We start from the raw sequence: 22,025 nt of genomic DNA on the forward strand, positions 1-22,025 counted from the left end.
GGGCACCCATCTGGTGATCTTCGTGGTTGCCGCGGGCAGGTCAGTGCCGGTGATCATCGGTTGGGTGCGTAGCCGGCCGTATTTGGCCGGTTTCGCGCCGATGCCTTGATCATGTCCGAGAGACCGCCAGGCGCCTCAAGGAGCGGCGGCCGTCAGCCCAGCCGCCGCAGCTCCGCCGGTACCGGCACCTCCACCAGCCGCGGGCCGTCCAAGCTGCCCATCGCGGCCAGCTCCGCCTTCAGCTCCCGCGCCGTCGACACCCGGCAGGCGGGCACGCCGTAGCCTTCGGCGATGCGGACGGCGTCGAGGTCCGGCAGGTCAAGGCCGGGCGCGTTCTGGACGCCCATCTGGTCGACGAAGCCGCGCAGGGCGCCGTAGCCGCCGTTGCGCAGCACGAGGAACGTGATCGGCAGCCGGTGCTGCGCCGCCGTCCAGAGCCCGGTGATGCCGTACTGCGCCGCGCCGTCGCCGAGAACCGCCACGACCGGGCGCTCCGGGTCGGCCAGCGCGATGCCGACGGCGGCGGGGAGGCCGAAGCCGAGCCCGCCTGCCGCGGGGAAGAGCAGGGAGCGGGGTGCGCGCAGGTCCAGGTGCGTCCAGAACTGGGCGGTGTTCGCGGTGGACTCGTTCACCAGGCGGGCACGCGCCGGCATGGCCTCGGTGAGCGCCGCGAACAGGGCGTCGGCGGGGAACGGGGCCTCGTCGGGCAGCTGCGCATCGGGGATGGTGCGCGGCTCCGGCAGGGATCGGCCGGCTTCCTCGGGGAGCGCGTGCAGCAGCTGCCCGGCGATCGCGGCCACGTCGCCCACCAGCGCGTCCCCGAACGGGGCCCGTGCCGCCGACCCGGGATCGGAACCCACGGCCACCAGCTCGGTGCCCTCGGGCAGCCACGGGCCTGGCCGGTGGGCGTGGTAGCGGAACACCGGCGCGCCCAGTACGAGCACGAAATCGTGGCCGGTGAGGTGCTCGGCAACCCCGGCGATGCTCGGGGGCAGCACCCCGCGCCACTGCGGGTGCCGGGTGGGGAACGGGCAGCGCGGCGGCGTCGGCGCCGTCCACACCGCCGCCAGCCACCGCTCGGCGAGCATGACCACCCGGTCGAACGCCAGCTCGTCGTCCACCTCGGGCCCGACGACCAGCGCGGGCGTGCGCGCCGCCGCCATCCGCCCCGCCAGCTCGCCGACCACGTCGGGGTCGGCCGCACCGACCCATCGGACTTGGCGCCCCGCCAGCATGGCCACCGCGTCCGCGTCGGCGGGCTGCGCCCAGTCGTCCATCGGCAGCGACACGAACACCGGCCCGGCCGGCGGCAGGGTGGCCCGGTGGAGCGCCTCGGACAGGGCCCGTGGCACGTCCTGCGCCGTCGCGGGCTCGCACGCCCACTTCACCTGCGGCTCCGGCACGCGCACCAGATCCGGCTCGCCGAGCACGGCGTTCAAGCCGACCATCGAGCGGCTCTGCTGGCCCGCGGTCACCACGAGCGGCGTGTGGCTCGCGCGCGCGTTGGCGAGATTGCCCACCGCGTGCCCGAGGCCGGCGGCGGAGTGGAGGTTCACCAGCGCGGGGCGGCCGGTCGCCTGCGCGTATCCATCGGCCATCGCGAGCACGGCGCCCTCGTGCAGGCCGAGGATGTAGCGGAAGTCGGGCGGGAAGCCGTCGAGGAACGGCAGCTCGTTGGATCCGGGGTTGCCGAAGACTGTGGTCAGCCCCCACGTACGCAGGAGGTCGTGGACGACGTTCCGAATGGTGGCCACCATCGGATCCTCTCGTGAAACCCGCCGGCGGGGCCGGCTCGTGCGCGGCCCCGCCGACGGCGCTCTGGAGCAGTCAGACCGTTGCCTTGGACCGCCAGCCCGGCTGGTAGCTCTCGCGGACGACCTCCGCGTACGGCGCGGGGCTCACGACGGCGCGCACCGCGAGCTGCTCGTGCGGCTGCACGGTGGGCTTGCGGGTGCCGCCGTCTGGCTCGCCCCAGATGACCTGCACCTCGGCACCGAGCGGCACGTCGGGGGCGACGGTCGCCAGCGACAGCACCTTCTTCTCGTTGGCGCTGAAGCCGGTGAAGAGCGAGAGCCCGACGAGCGTTCCGTCGGAGTCGACCACCGAGTCGAAGTTGGACGGCCCGTAGTTGGCGTTGGGCAGGTCGAAGAACTGGTAGTCGGGGCCGTCCGTGACCGGCGAGGCCAGCAGCTTGGCGACGTCCTCCGCGTTCCAGGCCAGCGTGACCTTCCGGCGCTGCTTCTCCGGCTCGATCGCGGCGAGCGCGTCACGTCCGACGAAGTCGTGGTCGTACTTCACGAACGACCCGTAGCCCATCTCCCACGGGTTGAGGTAGTAGTCCTCGATGTTGTCGGACACGAAGCTGCCCGCGATGGCGTTGGTGGCCTCGTAGCCCTCGGCGGGCAGCCACTCGCGGTAGTCGCGCAGCCCGTCGCTCGTGTAGATGGCCGGCAGCGGCGAGGGGATCCAGCCGGACTCGAGCGTGTTGCACGCGTACGCGCGCGACCCGCACGGCTCCAGCCCGAACTCGCGGCCGGCCTCGAGGATGGTCTCGCGCACCCGGTCGTAGCTGTCGTACGGTCCCCAGATCTCCAGTCCGGGCGCGCCCGCCATGCCGTGGCGCAGGGTGCGGACGTCCTCACCGCCGATCTTCATGTGGCCGAGGGTGAAGAACCGGGTCTGCTCGACCGGGCCGCCATTGAGCTTCTCGATGACCTCCCACGCCCGCGGGCCCTGGATCTGGAAGCGCCACAGGTCGCGCGTGACGGCCTTGCCGTAGGGCCGCATCGGTGAGCGCTGGTCCACCTTGATGTCGACGTCGTAGCCCTGGGTCGCCCGGAACTGCAGGTAGTTGGCCACCGGGGCGCGGCCGACGTAGATGAACTGGTCCTCCGCCAGCCGGAAGAGGATGCCGTCGCCGATCACCCCGCCCTCGGGCGACACCGGCACGAACTGCTTCGCGGTGTCCACGCGGAACTTCGCGGTGCTGTTGATGCCGTTGTCGGTGATCAGCTTCAGCGCGTCGCGGCCGGAGATGAAGAGGTTGACCATGTGGTGGCTCTGGTCGAACAGCACGGCCGTCTCGCGCCATGCGATGACCTCGCGCCGGAAGTTCGTGAACTCGGCCGGCACGACCGGGTAGATGTACGCCCCCAGCTGTGAGTTGCGCAGCAGGTCGACGGTGTCTCCTGCCTGGTCCAACACCTCTTGGAGGTTCTTCGCGCTCATGCGTGCCACCCTCGTCTTCCGCTCCTACGGTCTCCGGTCAACCTAGGAACGGGTGTACCCGCGCGGACACAGGGAAATGGCGCGACCGGGACGGCCACCGGAGCGTGGGCGGCCGCGTCATTTGACGTACCGCCTTCAGGGCCCGGAATGATGGGGCGGTGAACACGCCCCTGCGAGTGCTGGTCGTCGACGACCACGCGGTCGTCCGGCGCGGGGTGATCGCCTACCTGGACGTGCTCGACGACGTCGAGGTGGCGGGCGAGGCCGCCGACGGCGCAGCTGCGCTGGACGTGCTCGCGGAGCTCGCGGTGCACGGCAGGCTGCCCGGCGTCGTGCTGATGGACCTGCAGATGCCGGGCATGGACGGGGTCACCGCGATCGCGGAGATCCGGCGGCGCCACCCGTCCGTTCAGGTCGTGGTGCTCACCAGCTTCGGGGAGATCGAACGCGTGCACGCCGCCCTGCACGAGGGCGCGGCGGGCTACCTGCTCAAGGACGCGGGGCCGGGGGAGATCGCCGCCGCGCTGCACGCCGCCGCGCAGGGCGAGGTGTTCCTCGACGCGGCCGTGGCCCGGCGCCTCGCCCAGGAGATCCGGGCGCCCCGCAGCGGGCTGCGCGCCCTCACCGCTCGCGAGCGCGAGATCCTGCGGCTGGTGGCCGAGGGGCGGTCCAACAAGGAGATCGCCGCGACGCTCGTGATCAGCGAGCGCACGGCCCGTACGCACGTCAGCAACCTGCTCGGGAAGCTCGGGCTCGCGTCGCGGACGCAGGCGGCGCTGCTGGCGATCCGGGAAGGGCTGGTCCCGCCCACGGGGTGAGGTCGACCTGTTGCCGCGCGGGTGGATGATCCACACTTGCGGCATGCGCAGGGCCTCCGCGGTGATCGTGGTGCTCGCCGGACTCGTCTGCATGCTGGTCGGCGCGTTCCTCGACCGCCGGGGCCTGGGTGGGTGGGACCTCGGTGCCGACCTCGACCAGCTCACCGCCGGCACGTCCGCCGTCATCGCCGCCGCGGGGCTGCTGTCCCTCTCGCCGGCCCGCAACGCGCGCGTGCTCGCCGCGATCTGCGCCGCCGCGACCGTCGTGCCGGGAGCTCTCGCGGTCACCGGAGCCGTGGAGTCGGGGCTCCCGGGCCCGTCGACCGGGGTGCTCGCGGTCGGCTCCGCCGTGGTCGTCCTCGGCACGCTCGCGCGGGCGTTCGAGCGAGACGGCGCCCCGGCGGCCGGCACCGGCGGAACGCGCCGGCTACGGGTGGCCATGGCCGCGGTGGTGGCGGTGGGCGGCACCGCGCTCGCCGCAGGGGTGGCGGCCACCCTGGTGGTCGACGCGCCGGTCCGGTCGAGCACCACGGCGGTCGTGGACCCGCGACCCGACGCCCAGCGGGTGGACGGGGTGCGCTGGGAGTGGGACGCGGACGGATCGGTGCGCGACGTGCGTGCCGCCGGCGCCGGGGTCGTCGTCGCGGGCCAGGACGGCGTCACCGCGCTGGACGGGGCGACCGGCACGCCGCGGTGGGCGTTCGCGCGCGCCGGAGCGCGCGTGGCCGACCTCGTCGTGAGCCCGGACCGCCGCTCGGTCGTCGTGGTGCACGAGGGGGCGTCATCGCGAGTCGCGGTCGTCACCGTCCTCGACGCGCTGACCGGCGCCCGGCGCTGGGAGAACGCCGTCGACCGGCGTCCCGACCTGCTCGTCACCGACACGGTCGTCGCCCTATCGGACTACCAGCGGCCGGACGACGACGCGTACGACCAGCACCCGCTCCGCGCCCGCCAGACCGCCCACGACATCGTCACCGGAACCCCGGCGTGGACCTGGGAGCCGCCGCCCGGCTGCGGCAGCTCGCTGGTGCGGTCGCTCGCCGCGGTCCGGGTCGTGCCGGTGGAGGCGGAGTGCCCGGACGGCGCGACCCTGCACGGGCTCGACGAGCGCACCGGGCAGGCTGCCTGGTCCCTGCAGGTCCGTCCGTTCTCCACGGCGCCGTCGGACTACGCGGTGCGCGCGTCGAGCGACGGTGCCCTGCTCGTCACCGCGGGGGCCGGCGCGAGCCACGTCGTCGTCGAGTCCGCGAGCGGCCGCGTGGCCGGTCGGCTCGACACGGACGCGTTTCCCCTTCCGGCCGGCGACGGCCGGGTCCAGCTGCTGGACGGCGATCCGGAGCGCGTGGTGGCGACGGTCGACGGGAGCGGCGCGGTCCTCCCGGTGCCGCCCGGCTGCGGCCGCGAGGCGGCGGTGGCCGTCACCGGTGCTGCCGTGCTCCGGCTGTGCCGCGGCGAGCGGAACCTCGACCTGCAGGTGGACGGTGGCGCCGTGGTGCCGCTCGGTCTCCGGCCCGGCGATGTGTTCGCGGGGCTCGACCGCCTGCGGGACGCGTTCGTCGTGCCCGCCCCCGGCGCGGTCGTGGTCGCCGTCGCCAGCAGCTACGGCACGGTGGTCGGGCTGGGCTGACCCGGGGTGAGCCCGGGCACGCCGGTGCGCGTGCTCTTCCGCGGTACCCGGGGGCGGGCTAGGGTACGACCGGTATCAGGAAGCCTGTCATTCGGCGGGAGGGCTCATGGACACCGCAGCGTTGCGGCACGCGTCCGCTCCGGCGCTCGGCAGCTGGCCGTCCCGGCGGGCACGCATCGCGCCGCACCGCCCGGCGCTGGTGGAGGGGGAGCGCACCCTCAGCTACGCCGAGCTGGCCGATCGCGTCGCCCGGCTGGCCCGCGTGCTGGCCGACCGCGGCATCCGGCCCGGCGACCGGGTCGCCTACCTCGGGGTCAACGCGATCAGCGTGTTCGAGACGTACTTCGCCACCTGGCTGCTGGGGGCGATCGCGGCGCCGCTGAACTACCGCCTGGCCGCCGCCGAGATCCGGTACATGCTCGAGGACTCCGGCGCGGCGCTCCTGGTGCACAGCGCCGACACGGACGCGCTGGTGAGCGCGACCGGCCCCGGCGTGCCCGTCCTGGAGGTCGGCCCGGACTACGAGGACGCCGTCGCGGCCGCGGCCCCGCTCGCCGACCCACCGGCCGTCACCCTCGACGACCCGGCGATCCTGCTCTACACCTCCGGCACCACCGGCCGGCCCAAGGCGGCGGTGCTGACCCACGGCAACCTCACCTGGAACACCGTCAACCAGCTCGCCCACGTCGACGTCCTCAGCACCGACCGGGCGCTCTGCATCTCCCCGCTCTTCCATTGCGTCGGGCTCGGCCAGGTCACGCTGCCGACCCTGTTCAAGGGCGGCTGCGTCGAGCCGCTCGCGAGCTTCGACGCCGGCGCCGTGCTCGCGCGGATCGGCCAGGCGGGAGTCACGAGCTTCTCCGCGGTGCCCACGATGCTGCAGATGATGGTGGAGCACCCGGGTTGGGAGACCGCGAAGCTCGACACGCTGCACACGGTCCTCTACGGGGGCTCGGCGGTGCAGGAGCGCGTCGCCCGCGCGTGGCTCGACCGTGGCGTGCAGGTCCAGCAGGGCTACGGCATGACGGAGGCCTCACCTGGGGTCTACATGGTGCCGAGCGGCGGGGACGCGAACCGGCCGGTGTCGGTCGGGGTGCCGCACTTCGCCACCGAGGTCGCCATGCTCCGGGACGGTGAACGCGTGCCGGTCGGCCCCGAGCCCGCCGAGCTGCTCGTCCGGGGGCCGCACGTCTTCGCCGGCTACTGGAACCGACCCGATGAGTCGGCCGCGGCGTTCGTCGACGGCGAGTGGTTTCGCACCGGCGACGTGCTGCGGGTGGCCCCCGACGGCTGGGCCGACGTCGTCGACCGCGTGAAAGACGTGATCATCTCCGGTGGGGAGAACATCTACCCCGCCGAGGTCGAAGCCGTGCTGGTGCAGCTGGACGGGGTGGCCGACGCTGCCGTCGTCGCCGTCCCCGACGAGAAGTGGGGCGAGGTCGGCGCCGCGTATGTCCAGCTCCGGGAGGGCAGTGACATCGCCGAGGCGGACCTGCGCTCGCACCTGCAGGACCACCTCGCCCGCTACAAGATCCCGAAGTACCTCGTTCCGACCGACGCGTTGCCGCGGAACGCCACCGGCAAGGTCCGGCGGGTCGACCTGCGGACCCGCGCGGCCGAGGACTTCGCCGGAGAAAGGCCCTGATGATCAACCCCGCGAGCAGCAACGGGTCGCGCCCGGCAACCCTGGAAGTGGAGCGGGACGGCGACGTCGCGGTGCTCCGCCTGTGCCGCGCCGCCAAGCGCAACGCCCTCGACGACGCCACGGTGCTCGGCATCGAGCAGTTCTTCACCGCGCCACCGGCCGGCGTGCGCGCCGTCGTGCTCGACGCGGAGGGCGACCACTTCTCGGCCGGCCTCGACATGGGCGAGCTCGCCGGGCGGGACGCGTTCTCGGGGGTGGAGCACTCGCGGATGTGGCACCGCGCGTTCGAGCAGGTGGCGCGCGGGACGCTCCCGGTCGTTGCGGTCCTCAAAGGGGCCGTCGTCGGTGGCGGGCTGGAGCTGGCGAGCGCCGCGCACATCCGCGTGGCCGAGCGCAGCACGTTCTACGCCCTGCCGGAGGGACAGCGCGGCCTGTTCGTCGGTGGCGGCGCCGCGGTGCGCGTGCAGCGACTGATCGGTACGGCGCTGATGACCGACATGATGCTCACCGGGCGGGTACTCGACGCGGAGGAAGGGCGGGCCGCGGGCCTGTCGACCTATCTCGTGGACGACGGTGCCGGGCTCGCCACGGCCCTCGGCCTCGCGGAGCGGATCGCCGCGAACTCGCCCGTCACCAACTTCGCGGTGCTGCAGGCGCTCCCGCGGATCGCCGAGACCGGCCCGGACGAGGGATTCTTCATGGAGGCGCTGATGGCGGCCGTGGCGTCGAGCAGCACCGAGGCCCAGGAGCGGATGCAGGCGTTCCTCGCCGGTCGGGGCGGAAAGGTGCGCCCGTCGTGACCGAGCTGGATCGCTTCGCCGACTGGCTGCGTACCGAACGCGGGCTGCGATTCGCCTCCTACCAGGAGCTGCACGCGTGGTCGACCAAGGACCTCGACGGGTTCTGGTCGGCCGTCGCGGGGTTCTCCGGGGTCCGTTTCCACGCGCCGGCGACCGCGGTGCTGGGCCGGCGCGAGATGCCAGGCGCGGAGTGGTTCCCCGGCGCCACGCTGAACTACGCCGAACACGCACTGCGCTCCTGTGACGGGACCGGCGACGAGAGCAGCGCCGTCATCGCGTACTCGCAGACCCGCGAGCGGGTGGAGCTCACCTGGGCGCAGCTGGGCGAGCAGGTCGCGCGTGCCCGCGCGGGCCTGCGGCGCCTCGGCGTCGGGCGCGGCGACCGGGTCGTCGCCTACGCCCCCAACATCCCGGAGACGCTCGTCGCGTTCCTCGCCACCGCGAGCCTCGGCGCCGTGTGGGCGAGCTGCGCGCCCGAGTTCGGCGCCCGCAGCGTGATCGACCGGTTCGCGCAGGTGGAGCCCACCGTCCTGTTGGTCGTGCCCGGCTACAGCTACGGCGAGAAGCCGATCGACCGCACGGCGGAGGTCGCCGCTGTGCGGACCGGGCTGCCGACGGTGCGCCACGTCGTCGCGATCCCGTACGGCGCCGGAGAGGTACCGGACACGCTGTCGTGGGACGAGCTGGTGGCCGAGGAAGGCGATCTCACCTTCGATCCCGTGCCGTTCGCGCACCCGCTCTGCGTCCTGTTCTCTTCGGGCACGACCGGCAGGCCGAAGGCGATCGTGCACGGCCACGGCGGAGTCCTGCTGGAACAGCTCAAGAACCACGCCCTGAGCTGGGACCTGCGTCGAGGCGACCGGATCCTGTGGTTCTCGACCACGGCGTGGGTCATGTGGAACGCGCTCGTCGGCGGCCTACTCGTCGGTGCGGGTGTGGTGCTGATCGACGGCAACCCGGTGCACCCCGATGTCGGTTGGCAGTGGCGGCTGGCCGAGGAGTCCGGCGCGACGCTGATGGGTGCCTCGCCCGGATGGCTGATGGCCTGCCGCGCAGCGGGCGTGGAACCCACCCGCGACCACGACCTGTCCCGCGTCCGCCAGATCGGCGCCGCCGGCAGCCCGCTGCCGCCCGAGGGCTACCGCTGGGTGGCCGAGCGCTTCCCCGGCGTGCTGCTGAACGTCGGCAGCGGCGGCACCGACGTCTGCGGCGGGATCGTGCAGGGCGGGCCGTGGCAGCCGGTCGTGGAAGGCGAGATTTCCGGCCCTGCGCTCGGCGTCGCCGCGGCCGCGTTCGACGCGGACGGCAGGCCCGTGGTGGGGGAGCTGGGCGAGCTGGTGATCACCGAGCCGATGCCGTCGATGCCGGTCGGGTTCTGGGGCGATGCCGACGGCAGCCGCTACCGCGATGCCTATTTCGACGTATACCCCGGCGTGTGGCGGCACGGGGACTGGGTGCGGTTCTCCGAGTCCGGGTCCGTGATCGTCGCCGGCCGCTCGGACGCCACGTTGAACCGTGGGGGCGTCCGATTGGGCACGGCCGAGTTCTACGGCGTGGTCGAGGAGCTGCCGGAGGTCGCCGACAGCCTGGTCGTGCACCTGGAGGACCCCGCGGGCGGCCCCGGCGAGCTGGTGCTCTTCGTCGTGCCCGCGCCGGGTGCCGCGCTGGACGACGCGCTGCGCGCCCGGATCGGGCGCGAGCTGCGCGCGGCGCTCTCGCCGCGGCACGTGCCGGACCGGATCGTCGCGGTGCCGGCGGTCCCGCGCAACCGCACCGGCAAGAAGCTGGAGCTGCCGGCCAAGCGGATCCTGCTCGGCGCCGCCCCGGAGGAGGTCGCGAGCCGCGACGTGCTCGCCGATCCGACGTCCCTCGACGCATTCGTGGAGCTCGCAAGATGATCAACACCGTCGCCGTCGTGGGCACGGGCGTCATCGGAGCGAGCTGGGCCGCATTGTTCCTGTCCCACGGGCTGGACGTCGTGGCCACCGATCCCGCGCCGGGCGCCGAGGAACGACTGCGTGCGGACGTGGCGGCCACCGGGCTCGCCGCACACGGCCGCCTCTCCTTCGTCGACGACGCCGCCACGGCGGCGGCCGGCGCGGACTTCGTGCAGGAGAACGGCCCCGAGCGCATCGACGTCAAGCACGACCTCTTCGCGGCAATGGACGCGGCCGCCCGCCCGGACGTGGTACTGGCCAGCAGCTCGTCCGGCCTGCTGCCGAGCGTGATCGCGACCGCCTGCTCCGCTCACCCGGAACGGGTGCTCATCGGGCACCCGTTCAACCCGCCGCACCTGCTGCCGCTCGTGGAGGTCGTGCCGGGGGAGCGCAGCGGCGAGGCGGCCGTGGAGGCGGCGATCGCCTTCTACACCGCGCTCGGGAAGAAGCCGATCCGGCTGCGCCACGAGCTGCCGGGGCACGTCGCCAACCGACTGCAGGCCGCGCTGTGGCGGGAGGCGTACTCGCTGATCGACCGTGGTGTCGCCACCGTGGCCGACATCGACACCGCGATCGCCAACGGTCCCGGGCTGCGCTGGGCGCTGCTCGGACCGTTCGCGGTGCAGCACCTGTCCGGCGGGCCGGGCGGCATCGCCCACGTGCTGGAGCACCTGGGACCGCCCACCGAAGCCTGGTGGCGCGACATGGGCGACCCGTCGCTCACCCCCGAGCTGGCGGCCAAGATCGTCGCCGGGGTCGACGCCGAGCTGGACGGCACCGACCAGGCCGAGCTGGTGGCCCGCCGTGACGCCGCCCTGCGGGCCCTGCTCGCCAGCAAGGCCGAACACCAGTTGCCGTAGGAGACGAGATGGATCTTTCAACCCTGGACGCCATCGACGTCCACGTCCACGTCGAGCACGACGGGCACGGCTGCTTCTCGCTCGACCAGGAGCTGATGGACGCCTCGGCGAAGTACTTCAAGGCCGACCAGGACCGCACCCCGACGGTGGCATCGATCGCCGAGCACTACCGCGCCCGCCGCACCGCGGCAGTCGTCTTCACCGTGGACGCTACCGCGGGTACCGGTCACCCGGCGCTGTCCAGCGAGGAGATCGTCGACGCCGCGGCCGAGCACACCGACGTGCTGATCCCGTTCGGCTCCGTGGACCCGCACGCGGGCAAGGCTGCGGTCGCGCGGATCCGCCGGCTCGTCGACCGCGGCGCCCGCGGCTTCAAGTTCCACCCCAGCCTGCAGGTGTTCGAGCCGAACGACCCCGCGTTCTACCCGCTCTACGAGGCGATGGCCGAGCTCGGCGTGCCTGCGCTCTTCCACACCGGCCAGACCGGGATCGGTGCCGGCCTCCCCGGCGGGCGCGGGATCAAGCTGCGCTACTCCGCCCCCATGCTGCTCGACGACGTCGCGGCCGACTTCCCGGAGCTCACGGTGGTGCTGGCGCACCCGTCGGTGCCGTGGCAGGACGAGGCGATCTCGATCGCCACCCACAAGGCGAACGTCTACATCGACCTGTCCGGCTGGTCTCCGCGCTACTTCCCGCCGCAGCTGGTGCGCGCGGCGAACGGCTTGCTCAAGCGCAAGGTGCTCTTCGGCTCCGACTTCCCTCTGATCACTCCGGAGCGCTGGCTGCGCGACTTCGGCGAGCTGGACGTCAAGGACGACGTGCGCCCGCTGATCCTCAAGGAGAACGCGGTGCGGATGCTGCGCCTGAGCTGAGCTTTCCGAGCAGGTGGAGCGTGCGGTTCCGCTCCTCGGTGTTGCCGACGCGGCTGACCAGCGCGTCCGTCGCGCCCAGGTCGGCGTAGCGCTGGAGCTCGGCTGCCACCTCGTCCTCGTCGCCCGCGATGACGATGTCGCCGAGCCCTGCGAAACCCTCTCGATCGAGCGAGGTCCGGTACGACGGCAGTGCGGCGAGCGCGCGATAGGCCGCCGCGACCTCGGCACGGACGCGGTCCGGATCGGCCGTCACCGCGACGGGCAGGCCGGCGACCACCCGCGGCCGGGGCCGCCCAGCCGACTCGGCCGCGGCGGTGAGGAGAGGCACCACGTGCTCGCCGATCGTGCGGGGCCCGGCGAGGAACGTGATGGTGCCGGAGGTGCGCTCGCCGGCCAGCCGGAGCATCGCAGGCCCGAGCGCGCCGAGTAGCACGGGGACGGGCGGCGTCGCGCCGTTGACCGAGGTCTCGTCGGGGCTGGAGCCCGGTCCGGACGAGCCGGGCACACGCTCGCCCGCGAGGATCGGGAGCAGGACGTCGAGGTGCCGGCGCAGCGCGTCGACGGGGCGGGCGAACGGGATGTCGTACACGTCCAGCAGGCCGGGGTGGCTCACGCCGAGCCCGAGCGTGAGACGTCCGTGCGATGCCGCCTGCACGGTCTGGGCCTGCGCGGCGAGCACCCGGGGGTGCCGGGGCTGCACGACGACGACCGACGCGCCGAGCTCGACGTCGGGCACGTCGCGGGCGATGGCGGCGTAGGCGGTGAGCGTGTCGTGGTCGTAGCCCTGCGGGAGCCAGACCGTGCGCACGCCGGCGGCCGCCACCGACCTGCCGTGCTCGACCAGTTCATCGATCACGTTGCCGCCCGGGGCATGGGGGAGGCCCACGGCGAGGTTCACTCCAATGCGGATCACGGGGCCGAGGATCGCCCCACGACGAAGGTCCAACCAGGAGTCGGTTGATGGTGGTGGTCGAGGTGACAGGAAGCGCCCGGCGCCGGGAGCTGGGGGCGTGCCTGCGCGCGTACCGGCGACTGGTCGCGCCGCAGCAGGTGGGACTGCCGGCCGGCGGGCGGCGCCGGACGCCCGGGCTGCGACGGGAGGAGGTCGCGGCCCTCGCCGGGGTCGGGCTGTCCTGGTACACGTGGCTCGAACAGGGCCGGGTGACGGCATCCGGTCACGTTCTGGAGTCCGTCGGCCGCGTGCTGGGCGTGGACGGCGCGGGCCGCAGGCACCTGCGGCTGCTCTCCGCGCAGGTGGAAGCGCCCGCCGGTGCGCCGGCCGCGGACCTCGCCTCGCTGCTCGCCGGCTTCACGGGGCCCGCCGTGCTGCTGGACCACCGACTGGACGTCGTCGCCGCCAATCCCGGCTGGACGCGGGTGTGGGGCGATCTCCGCGTCCTCGAGCCGGCGCGACGCAACGTGCTGTGGCAGCTGGCAGCCGGATCGTCTGCGTTGCCCGTTGACGACCCCGGGCCGCTGGTGACCGCGCTCCGCAGGCAGTTCCGGATGGCTGCGAACCTGTACGCGGGCGACCCGCGAATCGAGCAGGTCTCCGAGCTCCTGCATGCGGACGCGCCCGCCTATTCACCGCTCTGGGACTGCCGGGGCATCGGCGGGTTCGGCTCGCCCGCGGTGGTCGTCGACGGGCAGCGGCTGCGCGCACACCTGCTGGAACCGGCAGGGCGGCCAGGCAGCATGCTGCTGTTCCTGGCCGCCGCCCCGGAATGATCGCCATCACAAGGGCTTGTTCGGGAAGCGGCCGCATACGGGGCCGGAGCGCATCGGTGGGGCCGCTCGGGCGGAGGACTGCGAGCTGCCTCCTCGCTCCGCTGGGCCGTTCGGGTGGTCGCGGGTGGGCGGGGCCCGGGCCGGCCGGAAGTGTCGGGGGTCGATCGTATGTTCGAATCATGTCGGGAGTGGTGGAGCTGATCGACCAGGCGGTGGACCAACCGCCCGGTCCCCGGCTGGCCGCCCTGCTCGCCCAGCTGCCCTGGTCTGCGGTGCCGAACGCGCGGCTGGTCGAGGTTCTGCAGGCCCGGTCTCGGCAGCTGGCCCACGACCAGGCGTGCCTGTTCGCCGGCATGGCCGAGATCGCCCGCGCCACCCCGGTCGCCGGGCTGCCCGACGGGGCGGTGGCGCGGGCGGCCGAGGACGCCGAGGATTTCCAGTGGGCCTCCCACGAAATCGCCGCCGCCCTGACCTGGACCCCCACCACCGCCGACCGCGAACTGGACTTCGCCCTGACATTGCGGGGCCTGCCGCGGGTGTTCGCCGCCCTGGAACAGGGCCTGATCGACCGGGGCAAGGCGAAAGTGTTCTGCGATCACCTGGACCCGGCCCGGAGGGAACTCACCCCGGCCCAGATCCGGCGGCTGTGCGAACACTTCGTGCCCCTGGCACCCCGGTGGACCGCCCGCCAGCTGTCCCGGCGGTTGCTGGCCGCGATCCAGGCCATCGACCCCGACTACCACCGCCGCCGCTACCGGCGCGGGCTCCGCGAACGCGGGGTGGTGCTGTTCCTGAACCGGGACGGCACCGCCACCCTGTCCGGGCAAGGACTGCCCCCGGACGAGGCGGCCGCCGCGGCCGCCCGCCTGGATCGGCTGGCCGAGGCGGCGAAACGGGCCGGACACCCCGGGCGGCTCGGCCAGATCACCGCCGACCTATACCTGGGCATGCTGGACGGCTCGTTCCACGGGCTCACCGAGGCGCAGATCCTCGACCGGCTGCTCACCAGCCGCCGGCCCGACGACCGCGACGACACCGATGCCGGCATCGGGGACACCAGCGACCCGGAAGGCGGCAGCGAGGCTGCCGACGCCAAGGCCGGCGCGGGGTGGGAGCCCACCAGCGCAGAGCCGGGCCACGCAGACCCGGGCGGTCGGAACCGGGCCGATGAGAGCCCGACCGGCGAGAGCCCGACCGGCGAAGGGTCCACCGGCGACGGGCAGGCCTGCCCGACAGTGGCGGGCGCGACAGGGTCCGGCCCGTCCCCGACCGCGGCGAGACCAGCCGGCACCGGTGAGGACCGCTGGCGCGGCGAGCGGATCGGCATCCGCCAAGGAATTGAGCTGCGGGTCGGACTGGCCACAGTGCTGGGCTGCGACCAGCGCCCCGCCGAGATCCCCGGCCTAGGCCCGATCGACGCCGAGACCGCCCGCACCGTGGCCGCCCGGCAACGCCGGGGCGCGCGGTGGCACTTCGCCATCCTCGACACCCACGGCTACCTGCTACTGGCCGGACCACTACGGCGCCGACCACGACCCGGCCACCCACCCGGCACAGGACCGCCGGACCGGGTACGCGGCGGGGTGGTCGAGCTGCACCTCACCCTGGCCGAGCTGCGCCGCTTCGCCGCCGACCCCGACCTCACCGGGGACTGGACCGGGCTGATCGCCGAGATCGCCGACCGGTGGGCCGACCGCCACCGCATGTGGCGCGAACTCGGCAAGGATCCGCGGGCCCGGTTCGCCCGCGGCGCCCTGGCCGACCACGTCCGGATCCGGGACCGCAGCTGCGTCGGGCCCGGCTGCGACCGCCCGGCACGGCGCTCGCAGCTGGACCACACCATCGACCACGGCCGCGGCGGGGACACCGTGCAGGCCAACATTGGACCCGGCTGCTGGCGCCACCACCCCGACAAGGACCGCGGCTGGACGCTCACCCAGCCGCGACCGGGGCACTTCGTGTGGATCTCCCCACTCGGACGCACCTACCGCACCCGCGGCGAACCGATCCGACCCGACCTACCCGACCCGGACCCACCACCGGACGGAACCGACCGGCGCGAGGACCCCGATACCGGGCCGGGAAACCCACACGAGCTGCGCATCCTGTGGCGCGAAGGCAACAACCCGGCCCCACTACCCCCACCAGCACCCGACGCCGAGGAGGAACCGCCGTTCTGATCGTCCATGCCGAGGGCGTCGTGCCGACGACGCGGGCACGCCCTGGCGCGGTTGTGCGCCGGACTCGGCGGGCGGCGTCGAGCCCGACGAGTCTCAGTCGAAGTCGGCCGGGGAGTAGGTCTTGGGCTCGACCAGCACCATCCAGTTGCCGGAGTTGTCGCGGGCGACAGCCTCGACCCCGTACGGCCGCTCCTCCGGCGTCTGGATGAACTCCACGCCCTTGGCCTGCAGGTCCTCGTAGGTCTTCCGGCAGTCGTCCACGTTCACGCCGATGCCGAACATGTTGCCCGCGTCGAGCGCGCGGTTGATGGCGGCCACCATGTCGTCCGGGATCGGCGGGCCGGGCACCGTCAGGTGGATCTGCAGGTCCGGCTGGGTCGGGCTCTTCACGGTGCACCACCGGTACCCGTCGCCGAGGGTGATGTCGGTGTGCTCCTGGAAGCCGAGCACGTCGGTGTAGAAGGCCTTGCTGGCGTCGACGTCCTTGACGAACACGCTGGCGATGGAGACGGCTGTGATCATGCGGAAAGGTTAGGAGCCCGCCGCGTTCGGTGGCTTCTCCTCGCTTGCGGACCCACGCCGCTCGGCGAGCCCCCACATGAACACGAAGCACCCGGGGATGTGGGGCGCGCCGGTGGCGGCCCAGCGGCGCTGGAACTCACTCGGCGACTCGCCGACCAGCTCCCGGAACCGGCTGCTGAACGAGCCGAGGCTGGAGAAGCCGACGGCGTGGCAGACCTCGGTGACCGTGAGGTTGGTGGAGCGCAGGAGGTCCTGCGCGCGCTCCACGCGCCGCCGCGACAGGTGAGCAGCGGGGGAGACCCCGTAGGTGGCGGTGAAGAGCCGCTGGAAGTGAAACTTGCTGATCCCGGCGACCGCCGCGATCGACTCGAGGTCGAGCGGATCGGTGTAGTGGCGGTCGACGTGGTCGCGGGCGCGGCGCAGGTGCACCAGGAGGTCGTCCGGGGCCCGGCGGGTCGGGGCGCTCACAACGGTGGAGTCTAGAGCGCCCCAACCCGACTCTCCTCGGGGCGCAGGTCTATTTGGGCGTGGCGAAGTCCTGCGTCCAGTAGCCGCCGACGTAGCCGACGCCCATGTCCTCGAAGGCGCAGTTGAGGATGTTCTCGCGGTGGGCGTCGCTGTTCATCCAGAGCTGCATGGCCCGCTCCGGCGACGTGGTGCCGGAGGCGACGTTCTCCCCGACCTTCCGCCACGTGTAGCCCGCCCGGGTGGCCCGGGCGCCCACGGTGGAGCCGTCCGAGCCGGTGTGGGTCATCTTCCCCATGTCGGTCTGGTCCTGCGAGTGGTCCTCTGCGGCGGCGGTGAGGCGGTTGTCGACCGTGACGGGGTCACAGCCCGCCTTCTCGCGCTCCTGGTTGACCAGCGCGACCACGGTGCCGGTCTCGCCTGCGGTCGTCGCGGCCTGGGCGGCCGTGGCGGGCACCATGCACGCCACGGCGACGAGTGTGGCGACGAGCGGTAGGCGGGCGGCCCCGCCAGTACGTTCTCTCACGCCCGTACAACACTCGAACGGGCGAACGGGATACGCCTGATGTCACATCTCGTGACGCCAAGTGTCGATCACGTCCACCGGACGGGCGAGACGGCGCGGCCTGCGCTCAGCAGGGCTGGTCGACGCCCGCCGGGACCTCCTCGCCGATGCTGGCCGCCTGCACCTCGTTGCCGCACATCTGCCCCTGCTCGGTGTTCGACTCGTACTGGAACGCCTCGGCGCCGATGTCGGAGATCTGGTTGCCCTCGACGATGTTGCCGCCCTTGTCGTACTGGGCGCTGTCGCTCTTGATCTTGATGGCGACGCCTTCCGACCCGCTGATCGTGTTGTTGCGCACGACGTTGTTGTGGCCGCGCAGCTCGATGTTGCTGCCGTCGAACTCCGCCGACTCCGTGTTGCCGAAGCACTGGTTGTTCTCGAACACGTTGTCGTGCGCGTTCTCCTTGACGTTGAAGCACTCCGAGCCGAACGTGCGGATGATGTTGCCGGTGACCTGGTTGCCGGAGCTCGTGTCGTTCTCGGCCATCGGCTGGCTGTCCGACTTCGGGCTGGTGCCGATGTAGACGCCCTCCCCGTTGTGGAACTCGGCCCGCTCGCCGTCGTCGCTCTTCTTGCCGAACATGCCGCAGTACTGGATCACCGAGTCGGCGATGACGTTGTCGTGGGCGTTGTTGCGCAGCCGGACGCACTCGCCGCCCGCGCCGCTCAGGAACATGTTGCGGATCTCGATGCCGGTCATGTCCCGGGACGTGTCGGCGGCCCCGATGTAGATCAGCCGGCCGTCCTCGACCTCCCTGGCCACGCTCTGCTTGAACGCCGTGATCCTCGAGATGTCCTCGGGGAGCTGCTGGCCCTTGAGCTTCTCCTGGCCGTCGATGGTGAAGCCCTCGAAGACGTAGTAGCTGTGGTCGACGCTGATGATGCGGTCGGTGCCGTACAGCGTGGCCTGGTAGCGGCCGGACCGGTCCTGACCCGTCTCCGGCCCCTTGATCGTGATCGGAGCGCCCGGCTGCCCGTCGCGCTGCGTGGCGAGGTTCTCGCGGTACTCGCCGGGCGCGAGGTTGATCGTCGTACCGGGCTCGGCCTCGTCGAGCGCCTTCTGGATCGTCTGAAAGGGCCTGCCCGTCGAGCCGTCGTTCGTGTCGTTGCCGGCCGGGTCGACGTAGAGCTGCGGTCCGGCGGGGACGGGCGGGGTCGGGCCCGGTGGAGGTGGGTTGCCTCCCGGGGTGACCACCAGCAGCACGACGACGACGAGCACCGCAGCAGCGAGTGCGGCGCCCAGCGCCAGGTTGCGCCACAAGCGGGACTGCCGCGCCATGGGCGCGGCGGGCGGCGAGTTGCGGACCTGGACCACAGATACCCCGATCGCTCCGGCGCGCACTCGAATGCACGCGCTCCGCAACGATGATGCCCGCATCGCGCAGGGGCCATCACCCGAGGGCCCCATCCGGGGGACGGATCAGGCCAGGATGCGCAACGGGGCGTCCCACAATTCGGCGAGTGTCTGCAGGTAGCGCGCGCCCGTGGCACCGTCGACCACACGGTGGTCGCACGAGAGTGTCACCCGCATGATCGACGTCACCACCGGGACGCCGTCTCGCGGGCGGAGCTCCTCGGTGGCGGCGCCGACGGCGAGGATCGCCGCCTCTGGCGGGTTGATCACGGCGGTGAACTGCTCGATGCCGTACATCCCGAGGTTCGACACGGTGAACGTGCTGCCGGTCATCTCCTCGGGCCGGAGCTTGCGGTCGCGGGCCCGCGCCGACAGGTCGCGCGTACGGGTCGCGATCTCGGAGACGCTCATGCGGTCGGCGTCGCGCACGACCGGCACGAGCAGGCCCGACTCGACGGCCACCGCCATGCCGACGTGCACCCGCTTGTGCCGGCGCACCGAGTCGCCCGCGAACGACACGTTGATCTCCGGGTGCGTCCGCAAGGCGCTGGCCACGGCCTTGAGGACGAGGTCGTTCACGCTGACCTTCGGCCCACCGGCCGCCACCAGGGTCTCGTTCAGGGTGGCGCGCAGCGCGAGCAGCTCGGTGACGTCGACGGCGCGCGTCAGGTAGATGTGGGGCGCCTCCTGCTTGCTCCGCGTGAGGCGGTCGGCGGCGACCCGCTGCATCTGGGGCAGGGGGAGCAGCTCGACGTCGGGGTCGTCCTCGGCGCGCGCCGGAAGCGCCGGTGGCGTGCTCGGCTGGTCGCCGGGACGCACATGCTCGTCGGGAAGCACAGCGGCCGCATCGATGTCGGCGCGGATGATCCGGCCGTGCGGCCCGCTGCCCTGTACGGCGCTCAGGTCGACACCGCGTTCGCGGGCGAGGCGGCGGGCCAGCGGTGAGGCGGGTGGGCGCCGGTCGGGTGCCGGTACGGCCGGCTCGGGCGTGGCCGCCGCTGTCGGTACGGCGGGCTTCTCGGGCGCCGGGGACGCGGGCGCGCTGCCGGCCGCACGGTCGGCCCCGCCCTCGGCCCCGCTGTCCCCGCCGCTGCCGTCGCCGAGCACGCCGATGGGCGCCCCGATCGGGGCGCTCTCGCCTTCTGGGACGAGGATGCGCTCGAGGACGCCGTCGTCGTACGCCTCCAGCTCCATGATCGCCTTGTCGGTCTCGATGTCGGCGATGACGTCGCCGGTGCTGACCGGGTCCCCGACGTGCTTGTGCCAGGTCGCGATGACGCCCGACTCCATCGTGTCGGAGAGGCGGGGCATGGTGATCTCAGGCAACGGAGGTCCTCCCGGGGAGGCGGCCGACGGCGGCGAGGGTCTCCCGCACGGCGGTCAGCAGCGAGTCGGCCGAGGGCAGGGCGGCCTGTTCGAGGGGTTTCGCGTACGGCAGCGGCACCTCTGCGGCGGCCACCCGGCGCACGGGCGCGTCGAGGTGGTCGAAGGCGCCCTCGGAGATGGTTGCGGCGATCTCGGCGCCGATGCCGTAGGTCAGCCAGTCGTCCTCGGCCACTACGGCGCTGCCGGTCTTGCGCACCGAGTTCACGATCGTGTCGCGGTCGAGCGGTCGCAGGCTGCGCAGGTCGACCACCTCGGCGGAGATGCCCTCCTGCGCGAGCCGGTCGGCCACCTCGGTGGCGACAGTGGCCATGCGCGAGTAGCCGACGATCGTGACGTCGGTGCCTTCGCGGGTCACGGCGGCTCGGCCGATCTCGGCGGGCGGCAGGTCGTCGGGCACCTCGCCCTTGGTGTTGTAGAGCGCGAGGTTCTCGAGGAACAGCACGGGATCGTCGTCGCGGATCGCGGCCCGTAGGAGTGCCTTCGCGTCGGCGGGTGTGCTCGGCGCCACCACCTTGAGCCCGGGCACGAACGCGTAGTACAGCTCGATGTTCTGCGAGTGGGTCGCCCCGAGCTGCTGGCCGCCCCCGCCGGGGGTGCGGATGACCATCGGCACCGGCGTCTGGCCGCCGAACATCCCGTAGACCTTCGCCGCGTGGTTGACGATCTGGTCCAGCGCGATCAGCGAGAAGTTGATCGTCATGAGCTCGACGACCGGGCGCAGCCCCAGCATCGCCGCCCCGATCGCCGCGCCGACGAAGCCCTCCTCGGCGATGGGCGTGTCGCGTACGCGCTTCTCGCCGAACTCGGCGAGCAGCCCCGCAGTGATCTTGTACGAGCCCTCGAAGACGCCGATCTCCTCCCCGATCAGGAAGACGTCGTCGTCACGCAGCAGCTCCTCGCGCAGGGTGCTGCGCAGGGCCTCGCGGTAGGTCATGACAGGCACGGGCAGGTCCTCAACGGTAGAGGGCGTCCGCCGGCAGGCGGCGCGACTCGTTCGCCACCGGCGTGGCGTAGGTGTGGTCGAACAGCGTCGAGACGTCCGGGTGCGGGCTCGCGGCGGCGAAGGCAACGGCCTCGTCGGCCTCGGCGCGCGCCTGCGCCTCCAGGGCCGTGAGCTGCTCCTCGTCGGCGGTTCCAGCGGCGAGCAGCGCGGCCCGGAACCTGGCGATCGGGTCGGCCGCACGGGCCGCTTCGACGTCGGACGACGTGCGGTAGCGCGCCGGGTCGACCACCGAGTGGCCCTTCAGACGCGAGCTGACCGACTCCAGGAGCGCCGGCTTCCCCTCGGTGCGCGCCCGCTCCACGAGCCGGCGGGCGGCGTCGCGGACCGCGAGCACGTCGTTGCCGTCCACGCGCTCGCCGTGCATGCGGTACGCGGCCGCGCGCTTGTGCAGGTCCGGCTCGGCGGAGGACTTCTCCACCGTGGTGCCCATGCCGAGGCCGTTGTTGACCACGACGTAGACGATCGGCAGGTTCCACAGCGCGGCGATGTTGAGCGCCTCGTGGAAGGCGCCGATGTTGGTGGTGCCGTCGCCCATCTGGCAGACCACGACCTCGTCGCCGCCGCGGTAGTCGACGGCGAGCGCGGCGCCGGTGGCGAGCGGGACCTGGCCGCCGACGATGCCGTAACCGCCGAGCAGGCGCGCCCGCGCGTCGAACAGGTGCATCGAGCCGCCCCAACCCTTGGACGTACCGGTGGTGCGCCCGTAGAGCTCGGCCATCACGCGCCCGGGCTCGATGCCCTTCGCGATCGCGTAGCCGTGCTCGCGGTAGTTGGTGAAGAGGTAGTCGTCGGGGCGCATCGCGGCGAGCAGGCCGACGACGGTGGCCTCTTCGCCGAGGTTCAGGTGGCAGTAGCCGCCGATCTCGGCGCGGGTGTAGCCCTGGGAGGCGCGTTCCTCGAACCGCCGGACGAGGACCATCTGGCGGTACCAGCCCCGCAGTACCTCGGGATCTTCGGCGGCAAGCGGGTTCGCCTGCTTCCGGGGGCGCCTTGGCGTCTGTTGGGGTGTCACCGCTGCCACGCGGTCAGACTCGT

19 protein-coding genes are annotated in these 22,025 nt (G+C 72.9%); 9 read left to right on the forward strand and 10 right to left on the reverse strand.

The genetic code is table 11. The features are described from left to right. Positions 1-152 precede the first annotated feature (152 nt). Positions 153-1,754 (reverse strand): benzoylformate decarboxylase, encoded by a 1,602-nt coding sequence (mdlC, locus tag K1T35_RS21640; RefSeq protein WP_220261927.1) that lies wholly within the window; start codon positions 1,752-1,754, stop codon positions 153-155. A 73-nt stretch (positions 1,755-1,827) separates the two neighbouring features. Beyond that, entirely contained in the window at positions 1,828-3,228 is a 1,401-nt protein-coding gene (locus tag K1T35_RS21645; RefSeq protein WP_220261928.1) for an aminomethyl transferase family protein, read from the reverse strand. A 158-nt stretch (positions 3,229-3,386) separates the two neighbouring features. Here K1T35_RS21645 and K1T35_RS21650 point away from each other — a divergent pair, with 158 nt between their 5' ends. The 7 genes from K1T35_RS21650 to couO all read left to right on the forward strand — a co-directional run bounded on the left by K1T35_RS21650 (position 3,387) and on the right by couO (position 11,787). Then, complete coding sequence (locus K1T35_RS21650; protein ID WP_220261929.1) at positions 3,387-4,046, forward strand: response regulator transcription factor; 660 nt, start codon at positions 3,387-3,389, stop codon at positions 4,044-4,046. A 43-nt stretch (positions 4,047-4,089) separates the two neighbouring features. Beyond that, positions 4,090-5,673 (forward strand): PQQ-binding-like beta-propeller repeat protein, encoded by a 1,584-nt coding sequence (locus K1T35_RS21655; RefSeq protein ID WP_220261930.1) that lies wholly within the window; start codon positions 4,090-4,092, stop codon positions 5,671-5,673. A gap of 106 nt (positions 5,674-5,779) precedes the next feature. Next, positions 5,780-7,318: a long-chain fatty acid--CoA ligase gene (locus tag K1T35_RS21660; protein ID WP_220261931.1), complete on the forward strand. Its 1,539-nt coding sequence runs from the start codon at positions 5,780-5,782 to the stop codon at positions 7,316-7,318. Further along, a complete protein-coding gene (locus K1T35_RS21665; protein WP_220261932.1) occupies positions 7,318-8,118 on the forward strand; it encodes a crotonase/enoyl-CoA hydratase family protein in 801 nt (266 codons plus the stop codon). Before K1T35_RS21660 ends, K1T35_RS21665 begins: the two co-directional genes overlap by 1 nt. Next, the gene (locus K1T35_RS21670; protein ID WP_220261933.1) at positions 8,115-10,016 is read left to right on the forward strand and encodes an acetoacetate--CoA ligase; all 1,902 of its coding nucleotides are present in this window, start codon (positions 8,115-8,117) and stop codon (positions 10,014-10,016) included. Before K1T35_RS21665 ends, K1T35_RS21670 begins: the two co-directional genes overlap by 4 nt. Beyond that, positions 10,013-10,915, forward strand: coding sequence for a 3-hydroxyacyl-CoA dehydrogenase NAD-binding domain-containing protein (locus K1T35_RS21675; RefSeq protein WP_220261934.1), 903 nt, complete (start codon positions 10,013-10,015; stop codon positions 10,913-10,915). Before K1T35_RS21670 ends, K1T35_RS21675 begins: the two co-directional genes overlap by 4 nt. 8 nt (positions 10,916-10,923) lie before the next feature. Beyond that, on the forward strand, positions 10,924-11,787 hold the full coding sequence (couO, locus tag K1T35_RS21680; RefSeq protein ID WP_220261935.1) for a 4-hydroxyphenyl-beta-ketoacyl-CoA hydrolase: 864 nt from the start codon (positions 10,924-10,926) through the stop codon (positions 11,785-11,787). Here the strand turns inward: couO and K1T35_RS21685 are convergent. Next, positions 11,750-12,700, reverse strand: a complete 951-nt coding sequence (locus K1T35_RS21685) for a TIGR03564 family F420-dependent LLM class oxidoreductase (protein WP_220261936.1) — start codon at positions 12,698-12,700, stop codon at positions 11,750-11,752. The two genes, couO and K1T35_RS21685, sit on opposite strands and share 38 nt — an antisense overlap. A 62-nt stretch (positions 12,701-12,762) precedes the next feature. On the opposite strand from K1T35_RS21685, the gene K1T35_RS21690 reads away from it, so the two are divergent. Both K1T35_RS21690 and K1T35_RS21695 read left to right on the forward strand, forming a co-directional pair. After that, a complete protein-coding gene (locus K1T35_RS21690) occupies positions 12,763-13,515 on the forward strand; it encodes a helix-turn-helix domain-containing protein (protein WP_220261937.1) in 753 nt (250 codons plus the stop codon). 179 nt (positions 13,516-13,694) lie between these two features. Next, positions 13,695-15,695: an HNH endonuclease signature motif containing protein gene (locus K1T35_RS21695; protein WP_220261938.1), complete on the forward strand. Its 2,001-nt coding sequence runs from the start codon at positions 13,695-13,697 to the stop codon at positions 15,693-15,695. 93 nt (positions 15,696-15,788) lie between these two features. Here the strand turns inward: K1T35_RS21695 and K1T35_RS21700 are convergent, their stop codons facing one another. From K1T35_RS21700 to pdhA, 7 genes are all read right to left on the reverse strand, one after another. After that, entirely contained in the window at positions 15,789-16,217 is a 429-nt protein-coding gene (locus K1T35_RS21700; RefSeq protein WP_220261939.1) for a VOC family protein, read from the reverse strand. 9 nt (positions 16,218-16,226) lie between these two features. Further along, positions 16,227-16,685, reverse strand: a complete 459-nt coding sequence (locus tag K1T35_RS21705) for a helix-turn-helix domain-containing protein (protein ID WP_220261940.1) — start codon at positions 16,683-16,685, stop codon at positions 16,227-16,229. 49 nt (positions 16,686-16,734) lie between these two features. After that, complete coding sequence (locus K1T35_RS21710; protein WP_220261941.1) at positions 16,735-17,208, reverse strand: CAP domain-containing protein; 474 nt, start codon at positions 17,206-17,208, stop codon at positions 16,735-16,737. A gap of 106 nt (positions 17,209-17,314) precedes the next feature. Beyond that, on the reverse strand, positions 17,315-18,589 hold the full coding sequence (locus K1T35_RS21715) for a DUF1565 domain-containing protein (protein WP_220261942.1): 1,275 nt from the start codon (positions 18,587-18,589) through the stop codon (positions 17,315-17,317). 78 nt (positions 18,590-18,667) lie between these two features. Continuing rightward, positions 18,668-19,927, reverse strand: coding sequence for a dihydrolipoamide acetyltransferase family protein (locus K1T35_RS21720; RefSeq protein WP_255622395.1), 1,260 nt, complete (start codon positions 19,925-19,927; stop codon positions 18,668-18,670). Further along, positions 19,920-20,921 (reverse strand): alpha-ketoacid dehydrogenase subunit beta, encoded by a 1,002-nt coding sequence (locus tag K1T35_RS21725; RefSeq protein ID WP_370645516.1) that lies wholly within the window; start codon positions 20,919-20,921, stop codon positions 19,920-19,922. Before K1T35_RS21725 ends, K1T35_RS21720 begins: the two co-directional genes overlap by 8 nt. A 19-nt stretch (positions 20,922-20,940) precedes the next feature. Beyond that, positions 20,941-22,011: a pyruvate dehydrogenase (acetyl-transferring) E1 component subunit alpha gene (gene pdhA / locus K1T35_RS21730; protein WP_255622396.1), complete on the reverse strand. Its 1,071-nt coding sequence runs from the start codon at positions 22,009-22,011 to the stop codon at positions 20,941-20,943. Positions 22,012-22,025: the final 14 nt, after the last annotated feature.

It is taken from the genome of Pseudonocardia sp. DSM 110487 (genome assembly GCF_019468565.1).
Taxonomy (GTDB): Bacteria; Actinomycetota; Actinomycetes; order Mycobacteriales; family Pseudonocardiaceae; genus Pseudonocardia.